Genomic DNA, 23783 nt, shown 5'->3' on the forward strand with positions numbered 1-23783 from the left:
CGGCCCCGACCTACGCGCCGGGTTCGCGTTCGGACCATTCCTCCGGGCGGGCGCCGGATTCGTCGTCGATTCCCCCGTGGCGGTGGCCGAATTCGTAGGTCGCGGTCGCATCCGCGACGGACGAGGGTGCATCCGGCCAAATGGGGTAGATTTCCTACAAACGTCCGCGGCAAACCACTGATGAACAAATCTGCACGCTGCGCGAACATGACCGCATGCCGCGCTATCGACGTTACTTCGAAGACAACTCCTGGGTGTTTCTTACGCTTGTAACCGCCGACCGACGGCCGTGGATGCGTGACGCCAACGACAAGCGGCTGGTTCTCGACAGCTTACGCGACGCGAAACGCCGCTACCCCTTTCAACATCTCGGTCACGTCATTCTGGACGATCACCTCCACTGGATGCTGATCGCGAATGGCGATTCCACGATTCCCGATATCGTTTCAGCGTTCAAGCGAGGAACGTGTTTCACGCGTCGCCGGGCCGGAAAATGCTGGAACTCCCTGTGGCAGCGGCGCTACTACGACCATATTCTGCGACACGACCATGACTTCCGCTGTCACATCGATTACATCCATTACAACCCGGTCAAACACGGCTATGCCGCCATGGCCTGTCAGTACCGTTGGTCAAGTTTCCACGCCTGGTTCGCGCGAGGGCACTACGACAAGACGTGGGGAACCTCCGAACCTTCGCATATCTCCGGCATGAACCCGGAGTAGGTCGCGGTCGCATCCGCGACGGTCGAGATATCCGAGCCCCCCGGCACCAAGGGTCGCGCGGGTTTCCCGAATGGTCGGTGGGTGCCCCGCCACGCGTGCCGGTCCCGAGCCTCGTCCGTCGGGGACGCGGCCCCGACCTACGCGCGGGGTTCGCGTTCGGACCATTCCTCCGGGCGGGCGCCGGATTCGTCGTCGATTCGCCCGTGGCGGTGGCCGAATTCGTAGGTCGCGGTCGCATCCGCGACGGTCGAGATATCCGAGCCCCCGGCACCAAGGGTCGCGGGGGTTTCCCGAATGGTCGGTGGGTGCCCCGCCACGCGTGCCGGTCCCGAGCCTCGTCCGTCGGGGACGCGGCCCCGACCTACGCGCCGGGTTCGCGTTCGGACCATTCCTCCGGGCGGGCGCCGGATTCGTCGTCGATTCGCCCGTGGCGGTGGCCGAATTCGTAGGTCGCGGTCGCATCCGCGACGGACGAGATATCCGAGCCCCCGGCACCAAGGGTCGCGCGGGTTTCCCGGATGGTCGGTGGGTGCCCCGCCACGCGTGCCGATCCCCCACCTCGTCCGTCGGGGACGCGGCCCCGACCTACGCGTGGGCGCGGCATTGTGGGCGTAGGTCGCGGTCGCATCCGCGACGGTCGAGATATCCGAGCCCCCCCAATCGCGGTCGCGCGGGTTGCCCGGATGGTCGGTGGGTGCCCCGCCACGCGTACCGGTCCCCCACCTCGTCCGTCGGGGACGCGGCCCCGACCTACGCGCCGGGTTCGCGTTCGAACCATTCGTCCGGGCGGGCGCCGGATTCGTCGTCGATTCGCCCGTGGCGGTGGCCGAATTCGTAGGTCGCGGTCGCATCCGCGACGGTCGGGATATCCGAACCCCCGGCACCAAGGGTCGCGCGGGTTGCCCGGATGGTCGATGGATGTCCCGCCACGCGTGCCGGTCCCGAGCCTCGTCCTACGCGCCGGGTTCGCGTTCGAACCATTCGTCCGGGCGAGCGCCGGATTCGTCGTCGATTCCCCCGTGGCGGTGGCCGAATTCGTAGGTCGCGGTCGCATCCGCGACGGACGAGATATCCGAGCCCCCGGCACCAAGGGTCGCGGGGGTTTCCCGAATGGTCGGTGGGTGCCCCGCCACGCGTGCCGGTCCCGAGCCTCGTCCGTCGGGGACGCGGCCCCGACCTACGCGTGGGCGCGGCATTGTGGGCGTAGGTCGCGGTCGCATCCGCGACGGTCGAGCTATCCGAGCCCCCGGCACCAAGGGTCGCGGGGGTTTCCCGGATGGTCGATGGATGTCCCGCCACGCGTACCGGTCCCCCACCTCGTCCGTCGGGGACGCGGCCCCGACCTACGCGTGGGCGCGGCATTGTGGGCGTAGGTCGCGGTCGCATCCGCGACGGTCGAGATATCCGAGCCCCCGGCACCAAGGGTCGCGCGGGTTGCCCGGATGGTCGGTGGGTGCCCCGCCACGCGTGCCGATCTCGCACCTCGTCCGTCGGGGACGCGGCCCCGACCTACGCGTGGGCGCGGCATTGTGGGCGTAGGTCGCGGTCGCATCCGCGACGGACGAGATATCCGAGCCCCCGGCACCAAGGGTCGCGCGGGTTGCCCGGATGGTCGGTGGGTGCCCCGCCACGCGTGCCGATCCCGAGCCTCGTCCGTCGGGGGCGCGGCCCCGACCTACGCGTGGGCGCGGCATTGTGGGCGTAGGTCGCGGTCGCATCCGCGACGGTCGAGATATCCGAGCCCCCGGCACCAAGGGTCGCGCGGGTTGCCCGGATGGTCGATGGATGTCCCGCCACGCGTGCCGATCCCCCACCTCGTCCGTCGGGGACGCGGCCCCGACCTACGCGTGGGCGCGGCATTGTGGGCGTAGGTCGCGGTCGCATCCGCGACGGTCGGGATATCCGAACCCCCGGCACCAAGGGTTGCGCGGGTTGCCCGGATGGTCGGTGGGTGCCCCGCCACGCGTGCCGGTTCCCCACCTCGTCCGTCGGGGGCGCGGCCCCGACCTACCCCATTGCGGCGTCCAGGCCCCGCTTCAGTCCGTCGGGGGCGCGGCCCCGACCTACGCGTGGGCGCGGCATTGTGGGCGTAGGTCGCGGTCGCATCCGCGACGGTCGAGCTATCCGACCCCCCCAATCGCGGTCGCGCGGGTTGCCCGGATGGTCGGTGGGTGCCCCGCCACGCGTGCCGATCCCCCACCTCGTCCGTCGGGGACGCGGCCCCGACCTACCCCATTGCGGCGTCCAGGCCCCGCTTCAGCTTGCTGACCAGCTCGTCGATTTGCGTCTCGTCGATGATCAGCGGCGGGCAGACCGCGACCGTGTCGCCCGGCAGGGCGCGGACCACCAGACCCTCGGCCAGGCAGGCCGCGGCGACCCTGAAAGCCATCTTCTGCTCGGGCGCAAACGCACGGCCGCTGTCCCTGTCGGCCACCAGCTCCAGCCCGGCAATCAGGCCAATGCCCCGCAGATCGCCGACCAGCGGATGGTCGGCCAGCGCCGCAAGCCGTGCCTGCAGGTACTCGCCCATGCGGGCGGCATGCGCCATGATGCCGCGTTCTTCCATCAACTCCAGATTGCGCACGGCAACCGCTGCCGAAACCGGATGGCCGGCATAGGTCAGCCCGTGAGCGAACACGCCCACGCCACCGGCGGCCTCGGCAATCGCCTCGTACATGAACGGCGGAACGGCGACCGCCGAGATCGGCAGGTATGCCGATGACAGGGCCTTGGCCAACGTCATGGTCGATGGCCGGATGTCCCAGGTCTGGCAGCCGAAGGGCTGACCGGTGCGCCCGAAGCCGCAAATGACTTCATCGGCGATGAACAGAATATCGTGCTCGGCCAGGATCGGCTGGATCTTCTCGAAGTAGCCGGCCGGCGGCGGAATCACTCCGCCGGCGCCGATCAGCGGCTCGGCGATGAAGGCGGCGATGGTCTCGGCCCCCTCACGTGCAATCACCGCGCGCAGCTCATCGGCCAGGCGGTCGGAGAACTGCTGCTCGCTCTCGCCCGGCTCCGCCTGCCGGTAATGGTGCGGCGCAGTCAGATGGATGACATCCTCGCCGGGCAGATCAAAATGCCGGTGAAAGGCCGGCAGACCGGTCAGCGCCGCGGCAGCCAGGGTCACCCCATGGTAGGCGTTGAAACGCGAGAGGATCTTCTTCTTTTGCGGCTGACCGATGGCGTTGAAGTAGTAGCGGGTCAGCTTGACCTGGGTGTCGTTGGCGTCCGAGCCTGAACAGCCAAACAGAAAGCGCGCGCCCTCGATCGGCACCCACTCGGCCAGCTTCGCTGCCAGCCGGATGCTGGGTTCATTGGACTTGCCGGCAAACAGCGGGCCGTAGCAGAACGTCTCCATCTGCGCACGCGCCGCCTCGACCAGCTCGCGCTCGCCGTAGCCCAGCGCCGTGCACCACAGCCCGGCCATGCCTTCGAGATAGCGGTTGCCGTCACTGTCGTAGATGTAGACGCCCTCGCCGCGCGACCAGATGACCGGCCCAGCCTGGCCGTGTGACCTGAGGTCGGTCGCCGGATGGAAAAGATGGTCGAGATCGAGGCGGGCAAGCTCTGCGGTGCGATTCATCAATACTCCCTGGAAACGCGAATGACAAGATATGGCGAAGCCGGGATTGTAGCGCCGACCGAACCAGCGCATGCGCTCTGGGCTCAAGGTTGCAGCGCTGGGACGGATTCGACTGCCGCGATGACCACCCTGGGCGGACCCGAAGGCCGGCGGTCCGCTACGAGCTGACGGTAAAGCTCTCGCCGCAGCCGCACTCGCCGGTGACGTTGGGGTTGGAAAAGCGGAATTCGCGCACCAGGCCCTGGTCAACGAAATCGATGGTCGTTCCGCCAACCAGCTTCATCGCCTGCGGCGACACCACCACCTGCACACCCTGCTGCTCGAACACGTGGTCGTCATCGGCGACCTCGCGCGCCAGGCCGACATCGTAGGCCCAGCCCGAACAGCCGGTTCGCTTGACTTCGACGCGCAGCCCGATGCCACCGTCCCGGGCCAGGAATTCGCGCACCCGCTCGGCGGCCGCGGGCGTCAGCCGGACATCTTCACTATTCATCGCATTGACTTGGGTTGACTTGGCCATCTCCGGTATTATTGAGGTTTGCCTTCAGCGTTTCAATCACGGGGTTCAAGCGCAACCATGCAATCGCCAAGCATCCGACAGGTGCTTGACGGCCAGTGCGCCGTCGACAGCGAAGTGACGGTCCGGGGCTGGGTTCGCACCCGCCGCGACTCCAAGGCCGGTTTTTCGTTCATCCACCTCAACGACGGTTCCTGCCTGGCCAACCTGCAGCTGGTGGCCGACGACAAGCTGCCCAACTACGACAGCGAAATCCGCAGGCTGACTTCGGGCTGCGCCCTTTGCTGCACCGGCGCGGTCGTCGAATCAAAGGGCCGCGGACAGCGCCTCGAAATCCAGGCCGTCACCATCGAGGTCATCGGCTGGGTCGACGATCCCGATACCTATCCGGTCCAGCCCAAGCAACACAGCTTCGAGTTCCTGCGCAGCGTGGCGCATCTGCGCCCGCGCACCAATACCTTCGGTGCCGTCACCCGCGTGCGCCATGCCACCGCGCGCGCCATCCATGCGTTCTTCGATCAAAACGGCTACTACTGGGTCAACACCCCGATCATCACCACCTCGGATGCCGAAGGCGCCGGCGAGCTGTTTCGGGTCTCGACGCTGGATCTGATGAACCTGCCGCACGGCGAGGACGGCCGAATCGACTTCAGCCAGGATTTCTTCGGCCGCGAGGCATTCCTGACGGTATCGGGTCAGCTCAACGTCGAGGCTTACTGCCTGGCGCTGAGCAAGGTCTACACCTTCGGCCCGACCTTCCGCGCGGAGAACTCCAACACCGCTCGCCATTTGGCCGAGTTCTGGATGATCGAGCCCGAGGTCGCCTTCGCCGACCTCGACGACCTCGCCGACCTGGCTGAACGGTTTCTCAAGTTCGTCTTCGCAAGCGTGCTCGAACGTTGCGCCGAAGACATGGCCTTCTTTGCCGAGCGTATCGAGCCCGAGGCGGTCACCCGGCTCGAGCGGCTGGTCGACGCCCAGTTCGTTCAAATGGACTACGCCGAGGCCATCGACATTCTCAAATCGTCCGGCCGGCCGTTCGAATACCCGGCCGAATGGGGCCTCGACCTGCAGACCGAACACGAACGCTACCTGACCGAAATCCACTGCAAGGCGCCGGTGGTGGTCAAGAACTATCCCGATGAAATCAAGGCCTTCTACATGCGTCTCAATGACGACGGCAAGACGGTCGCGGCCATGGATGTGCTCGCGCCGGGCATCGGCGAGATCATCGGCGGGGCCCAGCGCGAGGAGCGCCTTGATGTACTCAGCCAGCGCATGTCCGATCACGGTCTCGACGCCGACACCTACAACTGGTATCTCGACCTGAGGCGCTACGGCACGGTGCCGCACGCCGGCTTCGGCCTGGGCTTCGAGCGCCTGCTCAACTACATCACCGGTCTGGGCAACATCCGCGACGTCATTCCATTCCCCAGAGTGCCGGGCAGCGCCCGCTTCTGACCGGACCCGCAGGTCGCGGTCGCATCCGCGACGGTCGGGATATCCGAACCCCCGGCACCAAGGGTCGCGCGGGTTTCCCGGATGGTCGATGGTTATCCCGCCACGCGTGCCGGTTCCCCACCTCGTCCGTCGGGGACGCGGCCCCGACCTACGCGCCGGGTTCGCGTTCGAACCATTCCTCCGGGCGGACGCCGGATTCGTCGTCGATTCGCCCGTGGTGGTCGCGCCGAATTCGTAGGTCGCGGTCGCATCCGCGACGGTCGGGATATCCGAGCCCCCCCGGCATTCGCGGTCGCGCGGGTTTCCCGGATGGTCGATGGATATCCCGCCACACGTGCCGGTTCCCCACCTCGTCCGTCGGGGAAGCGGCCCCGACCTACGCGCCGGGTTCGCGTTCGAACCATTCCTCCGGGCGGACGCCGGATTCGTCGTCGATTCGCCCGTGGTGGTCGCGCCGAATTCGTAGGTCGCGGTCGCATCCGCGACGGTCGGGATATCCGAACCCCCGGCACCAAGGGTCGCGCGGGTTTCCCGGATGGTCGATGGATGTCCCGCCACGCGTGCCGATCCCCCACCTCGTCCGTCGGGGACGCGGCCCCGACCTACGCGCCGGGTTCGCGTTCGAACCATTCCTCCGGGCGGACGCCGGATTCGTCGTCGATTCGCCCGTGGTGGTCGCGCCGAATTCGTAGGTCGCCGTCGCATCCGCGACGGTCGGGATATCCGAGCCCCCGGCACCAAGGGTTGCGCGGGTTTTCCGGATGGTCGATGGTTGTCCCGCCACGCGTGCCGATCCCCCACCTCGTCCGTCGGGGACGCGGCCCCGACCTACGCGCCGGGTTCGCGTTCGAACCATTCCTCCGGGCGGACGCCGGATTCGTCGTCGATTCGCCCGTGGTGGTCGCGCCGAATTCGTAGGTCGCGGTCGCATCCGCGACGGTCGGGATATCCGAGCCCCCCCGGCATTCGCGGTCGCGCGGGTTTCCCGGATGGTCGATGGTTGTCCCGCCACGCGTGCCGGTTCCCCACCTCGTCCGTCGGGGACGCGGCCCCGACCTACGCGCCGGGTTCGCGTTCGAACCATTCCTACGGGCGGACGCCGAATTCGTCGTCGATTCGCCCGTGGTGGTCGCGCCGAATTCGTAGGTCGCCGTCGCATCCGCGACGGTCGGGATATCCGAACCCCCGGCACCAAGGGTTGCGCGGGTTTTCCGGATGGTCGATGGATGTCCCGCCACGCGTGCCGATCCCCCACCTCGTCCGTCGGGGACGCGGCCCCGACCTACGCGCCGGGTTCGCGTTCGAACCATTCCTCCGGGCGGACGCCGGATTCGTCGTCGATTCGCCCGTGGTGGTCGCGCCGAATTCGTAGGTCGCGGTCGCATCCGCGACGGTCGGGATATCCGAGCCCCCCCGGCATTCGCGGTCGCGCGGGTTTCCCGGATGGTCGATGGTTGTCCCGCCACACGTGCCGGTTCCCCACCTCGTCCGTCGGGGAAGCGGCCCCGACCTACGCGCCGGGTTCGCGTTCGAACCATTCCTCCGGGCGGACGCCGGATTCGTCGTCGATTCGCCCGTGGTGGTCGCGCCGAATTCGTAGGTCGCGGTCGCATCCGCGACGGTCGGGATATCCGAACCCCCGGCACCAAGGGTCGCGCGGGTTTCCCGGATGGTCGATGGATGTCCCGCCACGCGTGCCGATCCCCCACCTCGTCCGTCGGGGACGCGGCCCCGACCTACGCGCCGGGTTCGCGTTCGAACCATTCCTCCGGGCGGACGCCGGATTCGTCGTCGATTCGCCCGTGGTGGTCGCGCCGAATTCGTAGGTCGCGGTCGCATCCGCGACGGTCGGGATATCCGACCCCCCGGCATTCGCGGTCGCGCGGGTTTCCCGGATGGTCGATGGATGTCCCGCCACGCGTGCCGGTTCCCCACCTCGTCCGTCGGGGACGCGGCCCCGACCTACGCGTGGGCGCGGCATTGTGGGCGTAGGTCGCGGTCGCATCCGCGACGGGTCGGCTCACGCCACCCCAATCATCGCGTGCGCTTCAGAGCGATGTCGTGGTAACCCGCTCCCTGTAACGCAAAATACGCCACCGACCAGGAACGGTTTGCAATCAAGAACTCATTGACGGCCCGAGCTACTCCGTAATTGGACATACTGGCCGGTGACCAGATCGTGTAGTCGTTGAACACAAGATAACCGCCCCGAGCCACCTTGCCCGCGGCTGCTTCGATATCACGGCTCACCGCACCGTAGGAATGATCGGCATCGATATAGATCCAGCCAAACGACTCGTCGTCGAAACTGCCCAGGACTTGTGCCGAATCCCCCTCGACCATTTCCACGACCGGCTCGCGGCCAAGCACTTCCGCGTTGTCCGCATCCAGGCGATTCAAATCGATATCAACCAGCACCAGGCGCCGCGGCTTACAGTGCTCGAGAATCTTGCGCGAGAAAATGCCGCGATCAACGCCGATTTCGGCCACCGCCTGCCCCGACGGCAGCCGCTTGATCATCTGTAGCCGATTGGTGATCAGCCTGGCCTCATCCAGACAGGCCTGCGGCAGATGCGGTGCCCGATTGAGATAGGCATTCTGGCCAAAATCGCGCTCAAACGCCTTGACCTGCGCAGAAAACACACCGCGTGCCTTCTCCAGCTTCCTGAGGCGACTCATCCGGTCCTTATCCAAATAAACATCACTCATGGCTGACTGGCTGCCGGCTCAAAATCGGCCGTGAAATGGCGCAGGAACCGCGGTTCACGGATGATGCGATAGCCCGGGGCGCGTTCGCGCTCGGCGTAAACCATGCCGAACGCCTCGATCACATAGTCGACATGGCTCTGGGTATAGACCCGCCGCGGGATGGCCAGGCGCACCAGCTCGCGCGGGGCCGGCACCAGCCGACCGTCATCGTCGTACTTGCCGAACATCACCGACCCGATCTCGACCGAGCGAATACCGCCGATCTTGTAGAGCTCGCAGACCAGCGACTGACCCGGATACTGGTCGACCGGCAGGTGTTCATAGAGCCGGCCGGCGTCGACATAAACGGCATGCCCGCCGATCGGCTTGATGACCGGCACACCCATCCGGTCCAGATGATCGCCGAGATACGCGGTCGAGCGCGTGCGGTAACGCAGATAGTCCTCATTGAAGATCTCGACCAGACCGACGGCCATGGCTTCCATGTCGCGTCCCGACAGTCCGCCATAGGTGGTATAGCCTTCGGTGATGATCAGCACGCTGGTGCAGTGCTCGGCCAGCTCGCCATCCTTGAGCGCCAGAAACCCGCCCATATTGACCAGGGCATCTTTCTTGGCGCTCATCACGCAGCCGTCAGCCAGCGAAAACATCTCCTGCGCAATGTCGTGGCAGGCGGTTTGCGCATAGCCGTCCTCGTGCTGCTTGATAAACCAGGCGTTCTCGGCGATGCGACAGGCGTCAAGCAAGAACAGTACGCCATGACGCCGGCACATATCGCGTACTGCACGCGCATTGGCCATGCTCACCGGCTGGCCGCCGCCGGAATTGTTGGTCACGGTCAGGATCACCGCCCCGATCGCCCCGGCCCCATGCTCGCCGATCAGCGCCTCCATGCGCTCGACATCAGCGTTGCCCTTGAACGCGAACCGGCTGTCGGCGCGAGCGGCCTCGGACGTGACGCAGTCGATCGCCTGCGCGCCGCTGTACTCGATATTGGCGCGGGTGGTATCGAAATGAGTGTTGCTCAGGAACACCTTGCCGGCGCCGCCCAGGTGACTGTAGAGAATGCGTTCGGCGGCCCGACCCTGGTGCGTGGGCAGAATGTGCGGGTATCCGGTCAACTCGCGAATCACCACCTCGAGCCGCTGCCAGCTCACCGAACCGGCATAGGACTCGTCGCCGCGCATCATTCCGGCCCACTGCTCGACGCTCATCGCCGATGTGCCGGAATCGGTGAGCAGATCGATAATGACCTGTTCCGAATGCAGCTTGAACGGATTGTAGTGCGCCGCGGCGAGAAAGGCCTCGCGCTCGGCACGCGTGGTCATGGCAATCGGCTCGACCGACTTGATGCGAAACGGCTCGATGACAGTGCGAAACGAATCGGGCATTTAATGATGTAACCGCAATGAAACAACCGGTCATGATAGCCCCTGAACCGTCGCCCGTCACCACCAATTGCCGCCGGCCTGCCCCTTCACAGCGCCTCGAGAGTTCGCTAGAATGAATCACGGCGCGTGGGGGGGACCCATTTCTTTTCAGAGTTTCCCACCCGGAGAAACAGACATTTCCCCGCCCGCGAAAGACGTGAACGCTGTTCATTCTTGAACGCCAAAAAACTGATCCTGGGCCATTGGGGCCGCACCCAATGGCGGTAGCGTGCCTGAAACCACCCTCGATATCGACACCCGTTTTCGCCTGCTGCAAGCGCTGGAATCCAACCCGGAGATCAGCCAGCGTGCGCTCGCGCGCGAGCTGGGCCTGAGCCTGGGCAAGACCCACTACTGCCTGCACGCGCTGGTCGCGAAGGGCTGGGTCAAGGTCAACAACTTTCGCCGCAGCCGGCACAAGCACCGCTACCTCTACCAGCTCACGCCCCAGGGCATCAGCGAAAAGACACGCATCACCCGGCGCTTTCTGAAGCGCAAGATCCAGGAACACCGCGAACTGACCGCCGAAATCACCCGTCTGCGCCGCCAGCTCGACGACCCCGATGCGCCTGAAGCGCCCGGCACCTGACCCGGCGCGCTCGCCGCATCATGAAAACGAAACCAATCGGCAACATAATGGCGCGCCTGACCCGACGCTGACCCGGACATCTCGCAGAAATGAATATCACCATCATCGGCACCGGCTATGTCGGCCTGGTCACCGGCGCCTGCCTGGCGCAAATGGGCAACAACGTGCTGTGCCTGGACATCGACCCGGACAAGGTGGACACGCTCAACGCCGGCGGCATCCCGATCCACGAGCCCGGCCTGGAACCGCTTGTTCAGGACAACCGCCAGGCCGGCCGACTGGCGTTTACCACCGATGTTGCCGAAGCCACCGACCACGGCCAGGTTCAGTTTATCGCCGTCGGCACGCCGCCGCAGGGCGACGGCTCGGCCGACCTCGCAAACGCCATCACCGCGGCACGCAACATTGCCCGCCACATGCGCGAGCCGAAGATTATCGTCAACAAGTCGACCGTGCCGGTCGGCACTGCCGACCGGGTGCGACGCACTGTCGAGCAAACACTCAACAAGCGCGGCGAATCGATTGATTTTGCAGTAGTTTCCAACCCGGAATTTCTCAAGGAGGGCGCCGCCGTCGAGGACTTCATGCGCCCCGACCGCGTCATCATCGGCAGCGACGACCCCGGGGCCATCGAGACCATGCGCACCCTCTACGCGCCGCTGAGCCGCAACCACGACAAGATCATGATCATGGACACCCGCTCGGCCGAGCTGACCAAGTACGCCGCTAACGCGATGCTGGCCACGCGCATCAGCTTCATGAACGAGCTGGCCAACCTGGCCGAGGAACTCGGCGCCGACATCGAGAACGTGCGCCGCGGCATCGGCTCCGACCCGCGCATCGGCTACCACTTTCTCTACGCCGGCGCCGGTTATGGCGGCAGCTGCTTCCCCAAAGACGTCAAAGCCCTGATCCACACCGCCCGCAACACCCACAAGGGCGGCCTGCGGATTCTCGAGGCCGTCGAAGCGGTCAACGCGCTGCAAAAGCAGCTGCTGTTCAACAAGATTGCCCGGCGCTTCGGCGATGACCTCAGCGGCCACCGCTTTGCGCTCTGGGGCCTGGCCTTCAAGCCCAACACCGACGACATGCGCGAAGCCGCCAGCATTCCGCTGATCAACAGCCTGCTCGACCACGGCGCGGCAGTCAGCGCCTACGATCCGGTCGCCATGGACCAGGCACAGCAGCTCTTCGGCAATCGCCCGGGGCTGGGCTACGCCGACAGCCCCATGCAGGCCCTGGCCGGGGCCGATGCTCTGGTCATCGTCACCGAGTGGAACGAATTCAGAAGCCCGGACTTCAGCCGCATCCAGAGTGAACTCAAGCAGCCGGTCATCTTCGACGGCCGCAACCTGTTCGACCCGAAGCAGATGGCCCGCATCGGCATCGAGCACCACCCGATCGGCCGGCCCCGCTGACTGGCTGACGAATCGAACCGGCTCCAACCCATGCCCGCCAGCACAGACATCGACAACGACTCCCGGCCCGTGCTGCTCACCGGCAGCGCCGGCTTCATCGGCTCGCACGTGGCCCGCAGACTGCTGGCCGACGGCCACGCGGTCGTCGGGCTCGACAACCTCAATCCCTACTACGACCCCAGGCTCAAGCAGGACCGGCTGGCGCTGTTTTCCGACCACCCGAACTACCGGCATATCAGTGGCGATCTGGCCGACCGCCCATTGGTCGAAAGCGTCTTTGACCGACATCGGCCCGGCCGCGTGATCCACCTCGCCGCCCAGGCCGGCGTGCGCTACGCCGCCGAGAACCCGCACGTCTACGCGCACAGCAACGTCACCGGCACGCTGCATATCCTGGAAGGCTGCCGGCACCATCCGGTCGAGCACCTGGTGTTTGCCAGTACCAGCAGCATCTACGGCGCCAACACCGCCATGCCGTTTGCCGAAAACCAGCCGACCGAACACCCGCTGACCCTCTATGCGGCCACCAAGAAGGCCAACGAGATGATGGCGCACGCCTACGCCCATCTCTACGACATTCCCAGCACCGGCCTGCGTTTCTTTACCGTCTACGGCCCCTGGGGCCGACCCGACATGGCGCTGTTCCTGTTCACCAAGGCCATCCTGGCCGGCGAACCGATCCAGGTCTTCAACCACGGCCACCACCGCCGCAGTTTCACCTACATCGACGATATCGTCGAAGGCATCGTCCGAATCCTCGACAAACCACCAGCACCGGATGAAAGCACCCCGGAACCCGTCGTTCCAAGTCCCGGAACCAGCAGGGTCGCCCCCTACCGCATCTACAACATCGGCAACGAAAACAGCGTCGAGTTGATGCGCTACATCGAGGTGCTCGAGCAAGAACTGGGCAAGAAGGCCGAAATGGAGATGCTGCCCCTGCAGCCGGGCGACGTCCCCGACACCGAATCCGACGTCACCCACCTGGCCCGGGCCACCGGCTACACGCCGCAGATCAGCGTCGAACAGGGTGTGGCCGAGTTCGTCCGCTGGTATCGGGATTATTATCAAGATTAGCCTCGTCCGTCGGGGACGCGGCCCCGACCTACAGGCGGGCACGGCATTGTGGGCGTAGGTCGCGGTCGCATCCGCGACAGGTTCGAAGTCCGTCGGGGACGCGGCCCCGACCTACAGGCGGGCACGGCATTGTGGGCATAGGTCGCGGTCGCATCCGCGACGGGTTCGTAGTCCGTCGGGGACGCGGCCCCGACCTACAGGCGGGCACGGCATTGTGGGCATAGGTCGCGGTCGCATCCGCGACAGGTTCGAAGTAAGTCCGTCGGGGACGCGGCCCCGACCTACAGGCGGGCGCGGCATTGTGGGCGTAGGTCGCGGTCGCATCCGCGACAGGTTCGAAGTAAGTCCGTCGGGGACGCGGCCCCGACCTACAGGCGGGCGCGGCATTGTGGGCGTAGGTCGCGGTCGCATCCGCGACAGGTTCGAAGTCCGTCGGGGACGCGGCCCCGACCTACAGGCGGGCACGGCATTGTGGGCGTAGGTCGCGGTCGCATCCGCGACGGATTGGCTACCTCAACCTGTTGATCCTTCGAGACGGTTAAACTAAACTCATCAAACTAAACCGGATTGACCGGGATCGCGACATGGAAACCATCAACATTCACGAAGCCAAAACGCACCTCTCCCGCCTGGTCGAGAAGGCGGCCAGGGGAGAAAGCTTCGTCATCGCCAAGGCCGGCAAGCCGATGGTTCGGGTCACCGCACTCGACACCCCCGTGGGCGCGGAATGCCAGCGCATCGGTTTTCTCAAGGGCCGCATCACCGTTCCCGACGATTTCGATGAAATGGGGCGCGAGCAGATCACCGCAATGTTCGAGCAGTGAATCACGTTCTGCTCGATACCCAGCTGCTGCTGTGGGCGGCCGCCGGCGACAAACGCCTGCCCGGCGCCGTCACAGAGCGTTTGAACGATGAGCACACCCGGCCGCTGTTTTCCGCGGCGTCGATCTGGGAGGTCGTGATCAAGGCTGGCCTGGGCCGCAAGGACTTTCGGGTTGACCCCTCGATGCTCCGCCGGGGCCTGATCGACAATGGCTACCAGGAACTGCCGATCACCAGCGCCCACACCCTGGCCGTCGGCAGACTGCCTGATCATCACCGCGACCCGTTCGACCGCATCCTGGCCGCGCAAGCCAACGCAGAAGGCATAGAACTCATCACCTCCGACGAAACCCTGGCCACCTACCCCGGCCCGATCACCCTGGCGTAAGTCCGTCGGGGACGCGGCCCCGACCTACAGGCGGGCGCGGCATTGTGGGCGTAGGTCGCGGTCGCATCCGCGACAGGTTCGAAGTCCATCGGGGACGCGGCCCCGACCTACCCTTTTGATCTATGGCAAACCATTTCGACACACTCCAATCCGACCTGACTGCCGGCACGGCGAAAATCGCCGTCATCGGCCTTGGGTACGTGGGATTGCCGCTGGCGGTCGAATTTGCGCGCAAATACCAGGTTATCGGATTTGACATCAAGCCGGCCCGCGTCGAAGAGCTGCGCCGGGGCCGCGATGTCACGCGCGAGGTCGGATCCGCGGATTTGCAGGCCGTCAGCGATCACCTGACACTGACCAGCGACCCGGCCGACCTCGAGGCGGCCAGCGTCTACATCGTCACGGTACCCACGCCCATCGATGAATACCGCCGGCCCGACCTGCGCCCGCTGCTGGCGGCGAGCAAGACCGTCGGCAAGGCCCTGAAATCCGGTGACGTGGTCATCTACGAGTCGACCGTCTACCCCGGCTGCACCGAGGAGGATTGCGTTCCCGTGCTCGAGGCCGAATCCGGGATGGTGGCGGCATTCGAGGTCGACCGTCGGGGACGCGGCCCCGACCTACGCACGGGTGGCGCGAACCTCAACGCAAGAACCCCGCATGCGGCATCCGCAGCAGCCCCGGATTCAGACCCCGTAGGTCGGGGTCGCATCCCCGACACAGCAGCCCCGGATTCAGACCCCGTAGGTCGGGGTCGCATCCCCGACACAGCAGCCCCGGATTCAGACCCCGTAGGTCGGGGTCGCATCCCCGACACAGCAGCCCCGGATACAGACCCCGTAGGTCGGGGTCACATCCCCGACGCAGCAGCCCCGGATTCAGACCCCGTAGGTCGGGGTCGCATCCCCGACACAGCAGCCCCGGATTCAGACCCCGCAGGTCGGGGTCACATCCCCGACGCACAAGCCGGCGAGCCGAGCCCGGAAACCGCAAATCGTTTCTACGCCGGCTACTCCCCCGAACGCATCAACCCCGGCGACAAAGCCCACGGCGTGACCACCATCGTCAAGGTAACCTCCGGCTCCACGCCCGAAGCCGCCGACTTCGTCGACGCCCTCTACGCCTCGATCGTCACGGCGGGCACCTTCAAAGCGAAGAACATCCGCACCGCCGAAGCCGCCAAGGTCATCGAAAACACCCAGCGCGATGTCAACATCGCTCTGGTCAACGAACTGGCCATGCTGTTCAAGAAGATGGGCCTGGACACCACCTCGGTGCTCGAAGCCGCCGCCACCAAGTGGAACTTCCTGCCGTTCAAACCCGGCCTGGTCGGCGGCCACTGCATCGGCGTCGACCCCTACTACCTGACGCACAAGGCCCAGCAGATCGGCTTCCACCCGCAGATGATCCTGGCCGGCCGCCGCACCAACGACGGCATGGGCCACTTCACCGCCGGCGAACTGATCAAGCTGATGGCCAAAAAGAGCTGCTACCACGCCGGCGCCCGCGTGCTGGTCCTGGGCCTGACCTTCAAGGAAAACTGCCCGGACCTGCGCAACACCCGTGTCGTCGACGTCATCGAAGCCCTGAAAGGCTACAACCTGGCCGTCGACGTCCACGACCCCTGGGCCAACCCGCAGGAAGCACGCGAAGAGTACGGCCTCGAGCTCACCACCGAGCCCGAAGCACAAACCTACGACGCCGCCATCCTCTGCGTCGCCCACAAGGAATTCCAAGCCGGCACCATCCGCCCCTGGCTCAAGGACAAACACGTCCTCTACGACCTCAAAAGCACCCTGCCCCCAGGAGAGGCAGACGCCCGACTGTGACCGCGGCCTGGAAGCCGCTCCCACGAGATCATGCGGCACGGCTCAATGCAGAACCGATCGTAGAAACCTGGTAGAAGGCTGTCACTTGACAACCTTTGCTCAGCGGGCACATAATCTGAATTGGCAAGAAAGCGTCATCCAAACAAGACCATCGAGACAGCGGTTCAGGCCGCTGAAGCCGCGGGTTGGCGAATCGAAATGACGCCAGGCGGCCACTGCTGGGCGAGGATGTACTGCCCCTGGAACGACCCGGAATGTCGATGCGGGGAGTTCTGCATCGCCAGCATCTGGTCCACGCCACGAAACCCGGAGAACCATGCACGGCAGATCATCCGAGTCGTCGAGCGATGCAGTCGAAACACGCCGGAGACCGACAAATGAATCACGATTTCCAGCTAATCTTTCAGCTCCCCGAAAATGCACCGCCAGCGAATGGCATAGTCGAGGCGCTTGCCGAGGCCGGCTGCGATGATGCCATGGTAGGCACAGGCCATCCGGGCCGCATTGCACTCGAATTCAGCCGCGAGGCCGATAACGCCCGTCAGGCCATCGACTCCGCAATCACCAATGTGCAAACCGCCTTGCCCGGCGCCGAGCTGATCGAAGCTGCACCTGACTACGCCGGATTGACCGAAATCGCGAAAATCATCGGCATCTCCCGTCAAGCATTGCGCAAGCAAATGCTCAACCGGCTCGATTTTCCGCGACCGATTCACTGTGGCAACCCGTCGCTATGGCACTTGGCCCCTGTCCTTGAATGGCTGCGCCAGCAGCGAAACTACCGGGTAGACCCAACACTCGAAGAAATCGCACGCCACAACATGCACCTGAACACCCGGCAACAACACCGCCAAGCCGAGTTGCTAGCCCAGAACCAGGCCGCCACGGCCTGAAGTCGGCGGTCTGACTGACTGGAAGGAGCGACAGAAATGAAGGCAGCCACAGTTTCACATCACGAAGCCGAAGTCGAAGAACTTCGTTCAGACCGCGACCTTGCAGTCCTCAAGACCGTCGGCATGCGCCTGTCCGTAGAGCCCACAAACCGCGCCGCATGAGTCCGTCCGGGACACTGCCCCGGCCCACTTGACAAAGATTGCCAAATATTGTCAAAATTTGGGCAGGAGGTGATTTTATGGCAACCATGAACGTTTCACTGCCCGATGAAATGAAGAACTGGGTCGAGGAGCGCTCCCGATCCGGTCGATACAGCAACGCCAGCGACTACGTACGCGACCTGATCCGTCGCGACCAGGATCGCGCTCAAAAGATTGCCAGACTGCAGGCCCTGGTAGATGAAGCTGTCAGCAGCGGTGAAAGCCAGCGCACAATGGAACAGATCGAACAAGAGGCCCGGTCCCGACTCGCCAGGGGCACGTGAGTTCGTTCAAACTAACCGTCGCTGCAGAAGAGGATCTCATTCGGATCTACACCGAGGGAGTCATCGCCTTCGGCCCCGAACAGGCAAGCCGCTACCACCAAATGCTATTCCAGGCCTTTGGGTTCCTGGCAGACAATCCGCGGGCTGCTACCGTCAGACCTGAACTGACCAAGGACATAAGGATTCATCCGACAGGGACTCATATCGTGCTTTACACGGTGCGAAAACAGGACATCCTAATTCTGCGCATCCGCCATCAACACGAAGACTGGCTAGATCACGACTGAAGCCACAAACCCGTAAACCGTAACTCTTGCTTGCAAGTAACCACCAAAGTACCTACTATCAAATCATGACCGAGCCGACCACCAACCTGAAGGACGCAAAAGCCCGCCTGAGCGAGCTGATCGAACGCGCTCGGGCCGGTGAGACGGTCACGATCTCGCGGCGCGGAAAAGTCGTGGCCCAGCTGACCGCCAGCCCTCCGGCGCGCCAGCCCGTTGACCTCGGGGCCCTGCAAGCACTCACGCGCCGACTGCCGCGGGCCGAGCGCGAAGCCGGCGAACTGATTCGCGACCTGCGCGACGACGCCCGATATTGACCGCCGGCCCCTGCTACATCGATACAAGCGTGCTCGTGGCCGCCCTGGGCAATGAACGACACACCGAATCCGCCCAGAACTGGCTGGCCGAGCAGCCGCCCAGCGACCTGCTGATCAGCGACTGGGTCATCACCGAATTCTCCAGCGCCATGGCTCTGAAACTCAGAACCGGCCAGTTCCAGCCTCAACACCGGGCCGAGTGCCTGGCCCTGTTTGCGCAACTGGTGGAACGCAGCTTGATCGTCGTGCCCGTGAGCAGCGCCAACTTTCGCGCCGCGGCCAGATTTGCCGACCAACAACACACCGGACTGCGCGCAGGCGACGCACTGCACCTGGCCGTCTGCGCCGACCACGGCAGCCGAATGATCACCCTGGACCAGACCCTGGCCACAGCCGCAACCACCCTGGGCATCCCGGCCACCCAACCGGTTGCCTGATGGGCAGCAACCCGCCGTTCGGACGCAACAAGCGTCGGGCCGGCACGAAAGTACGGCCAACATCTATCCAAGGCCTGGAAATTCACACATTGACACCATATTTAGTGTCATAATGCAGAACCCATGACAGTCACGGAGGCCGTTCGGGCCCTGCAGCAAGCCGGCGCGTCAATGCGCTGCAGCGAGCTGCAGCGGATTCTCGAGTCACTGGGCTTCGAGGTTCGCGATGGAAAGAAGCAGGGGCACAAAGTGGTCACCCACCCTGAGCTGGAGGAGTTTTTCTCGACCAGCTATACCTGCGGCCACGGCAAGGACCCGGAAGTCAAGCCCAATTACGTGAAGTCAATGCTGACCTTAGTGAAACAGTACAGAGACGATCTGCATAAGATCATGGAGGATCGCGACAGATGAACGCACACTCCTACAACATCACCATCCGTCAGATCGAAGTCGACGGCCAGGAGCTGTTCGAGGCCCGCGTCCGGGAACTGCCCGACGTTTTAGATTTTGGCGATACCTGGGAAGAGGCCTACGAACTGGCCGTGGACACCATTCAAACCACCGCCGAGATCATGACCGAACGAGGCCGGAGCATGCCTGAACCCGCTGCCGTAGAAGACGACTACAGCGGGCGCATCACCCTGCGCGTTCCGAAAACGTTACATCGCCGACTTGCAGAACAGTCCGGCACCGAGGGCATCAGCCTCAATCAGTACCTGGTATCCCTGCTCGCATTTCACGCCGGGACTACGTTTGCAAGCCAAGACTCTGCCAGAAATCTATGGAAGCGGGCAGAGACCGGCCCGAAAACCACCAAGCGTCCATCCGCCCCCAACTTGAAAGTCATCGACTCGGACGGTAACGAAACCGCTCCCCACTGGCAAAGAACCGGATGAGCGACGAAGCTCTCGCAAGAGCCTGTGAGTGCCTGCGCATCAACGGGGTCTCGCAGGCAAGGGTCTCGGCCTTTATCGATGAGGCTCTGGAGGGCACTCCTGCATTTCCTGACGACTTCGAGATTCTGTTCAAGCACGCCATCTCGAAAAGCCTCTGGGGCGACGCAGCAGGTGAGAATGGGCGCATCTTCATGCTGCGCGTTTTCATCGAGCTCGGAGTGCGATTTGTACCTGCAGCAAACTCAGGCAAGGAGAGTGAACAAGAGCAGGCGGGCGATTCTGACACCCTCGCTCAGATCGAAGCCACGTACATTGCCGAATATATTTCGGATGAAGACCCAGGCAATGAAGCTATAAAAGCATTCGCCACGCGGAACGCCAGTTTTCATGTGTGGCCATACTGGAGAGAATTCATCACATCCCAATGCAACCGAATGAATCTCCCCAGAATCAACTTGCCGCTCCACACCTTCGGCAGGCAAGAAAGCGACTAAAATTCCTGAGGAAAGTCGGAGAACGGAAGCCGAAAGTCCGCGCTAGACCATGATCATTCGATCGGCGAAAGAGCTGCAAGTCTACAAACTGGCATTCCAGCTCTCGATGGAGATTTTCGAACTATCAAAGGCGTTCCCGGCCGAAGAGCGCTACGCGCTAACCAGCCAGATCCGCCGATCTTCAAGATCCGTCTGCCTGAATCTGAGAGAAGCCTGGGCAAAACGAAGGTACGAAGCACATTTCGTTTCAAAGCTGACCGATTGCGATGGCGAGGCAAGCGAAACAGACAGCTCTCTGGACTACGCGCGTGCTTGCAGCTACATCGATAGTGAAACTCACAATCGCCTTACCAGCCAGTACCGCAAAGTAGGCGCCATGCTAGGAAAAATGATCAAGAACCCACGCCCCTTTTTGATCAAAACCTGAAGTCAGAAGTCGGACCTCAGACCTCAGACCTCAGACCTCCGACCTCCGACCTCCGACTTCGGTCCTCTAACCCAAGCTCCACCCAGTGCAGAACACGCCACAATTCAGAAACTTAGTGTTTGAGGGCGGCGGCATAAAAGGCATCGCCACCATCGGCGCCATGCAAATCCTCGCCCAACGGGGCCACCTGGACCACATCACCCGAGTAGCCGGCACCAGCGCCGGCGCCATCAACGCCCTGATCTACGCCCTAGGGTTCACCATCCATGAACAACGCGAAATCCTCCAATCCACCGACTTCCGCGATTTCATGGACGACAGCTTCGGCATCATCCGCGACATACGCCGCCTGGCCTACCACTTCGGCTGGCACAAGGGCGACTTCTTCCGCGACTGGGTCGGCAAACTCATCGAGGACAAACTGGGCGACAAAAACGCCACCTTCACTGACCTACAGGCCAAAGATGGCGCGCCGGACCTGTACGTCGTCGGCACCAACCTGTCGACCGGCTACGCCGAAGTCTTCTCGCACGAACGCCACGCCGACATGCCGCTGGTCGAAGCGCTCAGAATCAGCATGTCCATCCCGCTGTTCTTCCAAGCGGTGCGCCACGGCCCGCGCGACGAGGTCTACGTCGACGGCGGCGTGCAGCTCAATTACCCGGTCAAACTCTTCGACCGCATGAAATACATCGAGCCCGAAGAACACTGCGCCTGCCGCCATCCGGGCTACTACAACCGAGAAAACGCGCGCTTCCTGCTGACCCACCCCGGCCACAGCCCCTACGTCTACAACTGCCAGACCCTGGGGCTACGCCTGGACACGCAGGAACAGATCGCCCTGTACCGCTACAACGAGCCAATCAAGGGCAAACCGATCAAGCGCTTCCACCACTACGCCCGCGCCCTGCTGACCGCCATCCAGAATGCGCAGGAGAAACAACACCTGCACTCCGACGACTGGCAGCGCACCGTCTACATCAACACCCTCGACGTCGGCACCACCGACTTCGACCTGAGCGACGATAAAAAGAAAGCCTTGGTCGAACAGGGAATCCAGGGCGCGGAAACGTATTTCCAATGGTTCGAGGACCGGCAAGAGACTCCGGTCAACCGCCTACCGCCTGACTCTTGAGCCTTTAGCCTTGCTCCTTGAGCCTTCCACCCAACCCTGACCTTTTCCCTTGAGCCCAACCCCCGAAAAAACCGCCCCCGAGCTCTTCCGCGAGTTCCTCGGCCACCTCGAACCCCGCCGGCGCAAGCAACTTGCCCTGCTCTTGTTCCTCATGCTCGCCGGCTCCTTGGCCGAGATCGTGACGATCGGTGCGGTGGTGCCCTTCATTTCCCTGATGGCGCGCCCCGAAATGGCGGCCGACTACCCGCTGTTGCAGGGCATTTTCTCCGCCCTGGGCTGGAAGAACGCGGAGTCAATCGTCCTGCCGATGGCCATTGCCTTCGTCTGCGTGGTCTTGGTGGCAACCGGCATCCGCTTGCTGCTGATCTACGCCAGCAACAAGTTGATTTTCGCAATTGGACACGACATAGGCGTCAAACTCTACAGAGTAATTCTGCACCAGCCCTACTCCTATCACATATCGCAGAACACCAGCGATGTCATCGGCAACGTCAACAAGGTGCAAATCCTGCTGGGCGCGTTCCTGCGGCCGGCGATGGAAGGCGTCATCGCTGTTATCCTCAGTATTGCGATACTGGCGGCACTCCTGATCGTGGATGCTTCCACCGCGCTTGTTGCGGGAGTGCTGTTTGCAGCAATCTACTTCGGAGTGATTCGCCTATTCCGCGCAAGGCTCAAGCGCAACAGCAAGATCATCGCCCAAACCCAGAGCACGCGCATCCGCTCCGTACAGGAAGGCCTGGGCGGTATTCGCGATGTCATCCTGGACGCCAACCAGCCCCACTATGCCGGCGAGTTCGCCCGATTCGACCAGCAGTTCCGCCATGCCCAGGCCGCCAATGCCTTCCTGGGCCAGGCGCCCCGATTCGTTGTCGAAGCCATCGGCGTTGCGCTGATCGTCGGGCTCGCCTATGCACTTTCCCTGCAATCAGGTGGATTGATCGCCGCCCTGCCTACCCTGGCCGCGCTTGCTCTGGGGGCACAGCGACTATTGCCGCTTGTGCAGAAAATTTATCTGGCCTGGGCACAGTACACCGGTAACTTCAATGTCTTCGAAGATGTGCTCGCTGCCCTGAACCTGCCCACGCGCATTCCGGCAGGCACTCCCAGCGCCAGCATCCCCCTCGAGCAAGAAATCACGCTGGAAGGCCTCCATTTCCGCTACACGCCAACCGAACCGGAAGTGCTTGCTGACATCAACCTTTCGATTCCCAAGGGCAGTCGCGTTGGCATCGTCGGGAAAACCGGCAGCGGCAAGTCCACCCTCATGGATATCCTGATGGGGTTGCTCGAACCCACCAGCGGAAAAATCAAGATCGATGGAAAAGCCATAGATCAGAAAAACCGAACGGCCTGGCAAGCCCACATCAGCCACGTACCCCAGCACATCTACTTGTCCGACGCCACCATCGCCGAAAACATCGCGCTTGGCATCGCCCCGAATGCCATCGATCACGATCGCGTCCGCCGTGCCGCCCGCCAGGCACAGATTGCAGATTTCATTGAAACGCACCGTCAGGGCTACGAGACCCGGGTCGGCGAACGCGGCATTCAACTCTCCGGCGGCCAGCGCCAGCGGATCGGCATTGCACGCGCGCTGTACAAGGAGGCCGACGTACTGGTCTTCGACGAAGCCAGCAGCGCGCTGGACACGCAGACTGAAACGGCGGTGATGGACGCGATTGCGCTGCTCGATTCCGAGCTAACCGTTTTCATCATCGCCCACAGGGTCGAGACATTGAGAGAGTGCGACCTGATCATCCGAATGGAGCAGGGGCGATTAGTCGCGGCGGGCACCTATGGGGAGGTGCTGGGCGATTATCCAGAATTTGACCTGTGCAATAGCAGCTAATGAATACAACCG

At 63.8% G+C, this 23783-nt stretch carries 26 protein-coding genes; 20 read left to right on the forward strand and 6 right to left on the reverse strand.

Features of this window, described 5'->3' with window-relative positions; translation table 11 throughout:
* Positions 1-215: 215 nt before the first annotated feature.
* The gene (locus HND55_09700; protein QKK02894.1) at positions 216-725 is read left to right on the forward strand and encodes a transposase; all 510 of its coding nucleotides are present in this window, start codon (positions 216-218) and stop codon (positions 723-725) included.
* Positions 726-1086: 361 nt separating this feature from the next.
* Here HND55_09700 and HND55_09705 read toward each other — a convergent pair whose 3' ends face one another.
* The 4 genes from HND55_09705 to HND55_09720 form a co-directional block, all read right to left on the reverse strand.
* Complete coding sequence (locus HND55_09705; GenBank protein QKK02895.1) at positions 1087-1266, reverse strand: hypothetical protein; 180 nt, start codon at positions 1264-1266, stop codon at positions 1087-1089.
* Positions 1267-1475: 209 nt separating this feature from the next.
* A complete protein-coding gene (locus tag HND55_09710; GenBank protein ID QKK02896.1) occupies positions 1476-1655 on the reverse strand; it encodes a hypothetical protein in 180 nt (59 codons plus the stop codon).
* Between the two features lie 1297 nt (positions 1656-2952).
* A complete protein-coding gene (locus HND55_09715; GenBank protein ID QKK02897.1) occupies positions 2953-4311 on the reverse strand; it encodes an aminotransferase class III-fold pyridoxal phosphate-dependent enzyme in 1359 nt (452 codons plus the stop codon).
* 157 nt (positions 4312-4468) lie between these two features.
* Entirely contained in the window at positions 4469-4804 is a 336-nt protein-coding gene (locus tag HND55_09720; protein QKK04066.1) for an iron-sulfur cluster assembly accessory protein, read from the reverse strand.
* Positions 4805-4888: 84 nt separating this feature from the next.
* Here HND55_09720 and asnS point away from each other — a divergent pair, with 84 nt between their 5' ends.
* The gene (gene asnS / locus HND55_09725; protein QKK02898.1) at positions 4889-6289 is read left to right on the forward strand and encodes an asparagine--tRNA ligase; all 1401 of its coding nucleotides are present in this window, start codon (positions 4889-4891) and stop codon (positions 6287-6289) included.
* Between the two features lie 2034 nt (positions 6290-8323).
* Here the strand turns inward: asnS and HND55_09730 are convergent.
* Positions 8324-8968 carry a class I SAM-dependent methyltransferase gene (locus HND55_09730; GenBank protein ID QKK02899.1) on the reverse strand — a complete coding sequence of 215 codons (645 nt, stop codon included), beginning with the start codon at positions 8966-8968 and terminating at the stop codon, positions 8324-8326.
* A 26-nt stretch (positions 8969-8994) separates the two neighbouring features.
* Positions 8995-10389 (reverse strand): tryptophanase, encoded by a 1395-nt coding sequence (locus HND55_09735; GenBank protein QKK02900.1) that lies wholly within the window; start codon positions 10387-10389, stop codon positions 8995-8997.
* Between the two features lie 289 nt (positions 10390-10678).
* On the opposite strand from HND55_09735, the gene HND55_09740 reads away from it, so the two are divergent.
* From HND55_09740 to HND55_09825, 18 genes are all read left to right on the forward strand, one after another.
* A complete protein-coding gene (locus HND55_09740) occupies positions 10679-11017 on the forward strand; it encodes a MarR family EPS-associated transcriptional regulator (protein ID QKK04067.1) in 339 nt (112 codons plus the stop codon).
* Positions 11018-11106: 89 nt separating this feature from the next.
* A complete protein-coding gene (locus HND55_09745; protein QKK02901.1) occupies positions 11107-12435 on the forward strand; it encodes a UDP-glucose/GDP-mannose dehydrogenase family protein in 1329 nt (442 codons plus the stop codon).
* A 30-nt stretch (positions 12436-12465) separates the two neighbouring features.
* A complete protein-coding gene (locus HND55_09750; protein ID QKK02902.1) occupies positions 12466-13512 on the forward strand; it encodes an NAD-dependent epimerase in 1047 nt (348 codons plus the stop codon).
* Positions 13513-14096: 584 nt separating this feature from the next.
* A complete protein-coding gene (locus HND55_09755; GenBank protein ID QKK02903.1) occupies positions 14097-14336 on the forward strand; it encodes a type II toxin-antitoxin system Phd/YefM family antitoxin in 240 nt (79 codons plus the stop codon).
* Between the two features lie 8 nt (positions 14337-14344).
* On the forward strand, positions 14345-14722 hold the full coding sequence (locus HND55_09760; protein ID QKK04068.1) for a type II toxin-antitoxin system VapC family toxin: 378 nt from the start codon (positions 14345-14347) through the stop codon (positions 14720-14722).
* Between the two features lie 575 nt (positions 14723-15297).
* Positions 15298-16551, forward strand: a complete 1254-nt coding sequence (locus HND55_09765) for a nucleotide sugar dehydrogenase (protein QKK04069.1) — start codon at positions 15298-15300, stop codon at positions 16549-16551.
* Between the two features lie 120 nt (positions 16552-16671).
* Positions 16672-16932, forward strand: a complete 261-nt coding sequence (locus tag HND55_09770) for a hypothetical protein (protein ID QKK02904.1) — start codon at positions 16672-16674, stop codon at positions 16930-16932.
* Positions 16929-17444, forward strand: a complete 516-nt coding sequence (locus tag HND55_09775; GenBank protein ID QKK02905.1) for a DNA-binding protein — start codon at positions 16929-16931, stop codon at positions 17442-17444. Before HND55_09770 ends, HND55_09775 begins: the two co-directional genes overlap by 4 nt.
* Positions 17445-17683: 239 nt before the next feature.
* Positions 17684-17929: a type II toxin-antitoxin system ParD family antitoxin gene (locus HND55_09780; GenBank protein ID QKK02906.1), complete on the forward strand. Its 246-nt coding sequence runs from the start codon at positions 17684-17686 to the stop codon at positions 17927-17929.
* Positions 17926-18216 carry a type II toxin-antitoxin system RelE/ParE family toxin gene (locus HND55_09785; protein QKK02907.1) on the forward strand — a complete coding sequence of 97 codons (291 nt, stop codon included), beginning with the start codon at positions 17926-17928 and terminating at the stop codon, positions 18214-18216. The genes HND55_09780 and HND55_09785 overlap by 4 nt, the downstream gene beginning before the upstream one ends.
* A 65-nt stretch (positions 18217-18281) precedes the next feature.
* On the forward strand, positions 18282-18530 hold the full coding sequence (locus HND55_09790; GenBank protein QKK02908.1) for a type II toxin-antitoxin system prevent-host-death family antitoxin: 249 nt from the start codon (positions 18282-18284) through the stop codon (positions 18528-18530).
* Positions 18527-18967, forward strand: a complete 441-nt coding sequence (locus tag HND55_09795; protein ID QKK02909.1) for a type II toxin-antitoxin system VapC family toxin — start codon at positions 18527-18529, stop codon at positions 18965-18967. The genes HND55_09790 and HND55_09795 overlap by 4 nt, the downstream gene beginning before the upstream one ends.
* A gap of 123 nt (positions 18968-19090) precedes the next feature.
* A complete protein-coding gene (locus HND55_09800; GenBank protein QKK02910.1) occupies positions 19091-19378 on the forward strand; it encodes a type II toxin-antitoxin system HicA family toxin in 288 nt (95 codons plus the stop codon).
* Complete coding sequence (locus tag HND55_09805) at positions 19375-19863, forward strand: toxin-antitoxin system HicB family antitoxin (GenBank protein ID QKK02911.1); 489 nt, start codon at positions 19375-19377, stop codon at positions 19861-19863. The genes HND55_09800 and HND55_09805 overlap by 4 nt, the downstream gene beginning before the upstream one ends.
* Positions 19860-20357, forward strand: a complete 498-nt coding sequence (locus HND55_09810; GenBank protein ID QKK02912.1) for a hypothetical protein — start codon at positions 19860-19862, stop codon at positions 20355-20357. Before HND55_09805 ends, HND55_09810 begins: the two co-directional genes overlap by 4 nt.
* Before the next feature lie 49 nt (positions 20358-20406).
* Entirely contained in the window at positions 20407-20784 is a 378-nt protein-coding gene (locus HND55_09815) for a four helix bundle protein (protein ID QKK02913.1), read from the forward strand.
* Positions 20785-20869: 85 nt separating this feature from the next.
* Positions 20870-21919, forward strand: coding sequence for a patatin-like phospholipase family protein (locus HND55_09820; GenBank protein QKK02914.1), 1050 nt, complete (start codon positions 20870-20872; stop codon positions 21917-21919).
* 151 nt (positions 21920-22070) lie between these two features.
* A complete protein-coding gene (locus HND55_09825; GenBank protein QKK04070.1) occupies positions 22071-23771 on the forward strand; it encodes an ABC transporter ATP-binding protein in 1701 nt (566 codons plus the stop codon).
* Positions 23772-23783: the final 12 nt, after the last annotated feature.

The organism is Pseudomonadota bacterium (genome assembly GCA_013285445.1).
In the GTDB taxonomy this organism is placed as follows: Bacteria; Pseudomonadota; Gammaproteobacteria; order Xanthomonadales; family Wenzhouxiangellaceae; genus Wenzhouxiangella.

Coding starts and splice junctions, on each gene's coding strand:
- HND55_09805 (QKK02911.1), top strand. CDS start 19,375: ATGAACGCACACTCCTACAACATCACCATCCGTCAGATCGAAGTCGAC.
- HND55_09775 (QKK02905.1), top strand. CDS start 16,929: ATGAATCACGATTTCCAGCTAATCTTTCAGCTCCCCGAAAATGCACCG.
- HND55_09790 (QKK02908.1), top strand. CDS start 18,282: ATGACCGAGCCGACCACCAACCTGAAGGACGCAAAAGCCCGCCTGAGC.
- HND55_09735 (QKK02900.1), bottom strand. CDS start 10,389: ATGCCCGATTCGTTTCGCACTGTCATCGAGCCGTTTCGCATCAAGTCG.
- HND55_09745 (QKK02901.1), top strand. CDS start 11,107: ATGAATATCACCATCATCGGCACCGGCTATGTCGGCCTGGTCACCGGC.
- HND55_09780 (QKK02906.1), top strand. CDS start 17,684: ATGGCAACCATGAACGTTTCACTGCCCGATGAAATGAAGAACTGGGTC.
- HND55_09755 (QKK02903.1), top strand. CDS start 14,097: ATGGAAACCATCAACATTCACGAAGCCAAAACGCACCTCTCCCGCCTG.
- HND55_09800 (QKK02910.1), top strand. CDS start 19,091: ATGACAGTCACGGAGGCCGTTCGGGCCCTGCAGCAAGCCGGCGCGTCA.
- HND55_09730 (QKK02899.1), bottom strand. CDS start 8,968: ATGAGTCGCCTCAGGAAGCTGGAGAAGGCACGCGGTGTGTTTTCTGCG.
- asnS (QKK02898.1), top strand. CDS start 4,889: ATGCAATCGCCAAGCATCCGACAGGTGCTTGACGGCCAGTGCGCCGTC.
- HND55_09765 (QKK04069.1), top strand. CDS start 15,298: ATGGTGGCGGCATTCGAGGTCGACCGTCGGGGACGCGGCCCCGACCTA.
- HND55_09750 (QKK02902.1), top strand. CDS start 12,466: ATGCCCGCCAGCACAGACATCGACAACGACTCCCGGCCCGTGCTGCTC.
- HND55_09715 (QKK02897.1), bottom strand. CDS start 4,311: ATGAATCGCACCGCAGAGCTTGCCCGCCTCGATCTCGACCATCTTTTC.
- HND55_09810 (QKK02912.1), top strand. CDS start 19,860: ATGAGCGACGAAGCTCTCGCAAGAGCCTGTGAGTGCCTGCGCATCAAC.
- HND55_09700 (QKK02894.1), top strand. CDS start 216: ATGCCGCGCTATCGACGTTACTTCGAAGACAACTCCTGGGTGTTTCTT.
- HND55_09815 (QKK02913.1), top strand. CDS start 20,407: ATGATCATTCGATCGGCGAAAGAGCTGCAAGTCTACAAACTGGCATTC.
- HND55_09720 (QKK04066.1), bottom strand. CDS start 4,804: ATGAATAGTGAAGATGTCCGGCTGACGCCCGCGGCCGCCGAGCGGGTG.
- HND55_09825 (QKK04070.1), top strand. CDS start 22,071: ATGCTCGCCGGCTCCTTGGCCGAGATCGTGACGATCGGTGCGGTGGTG.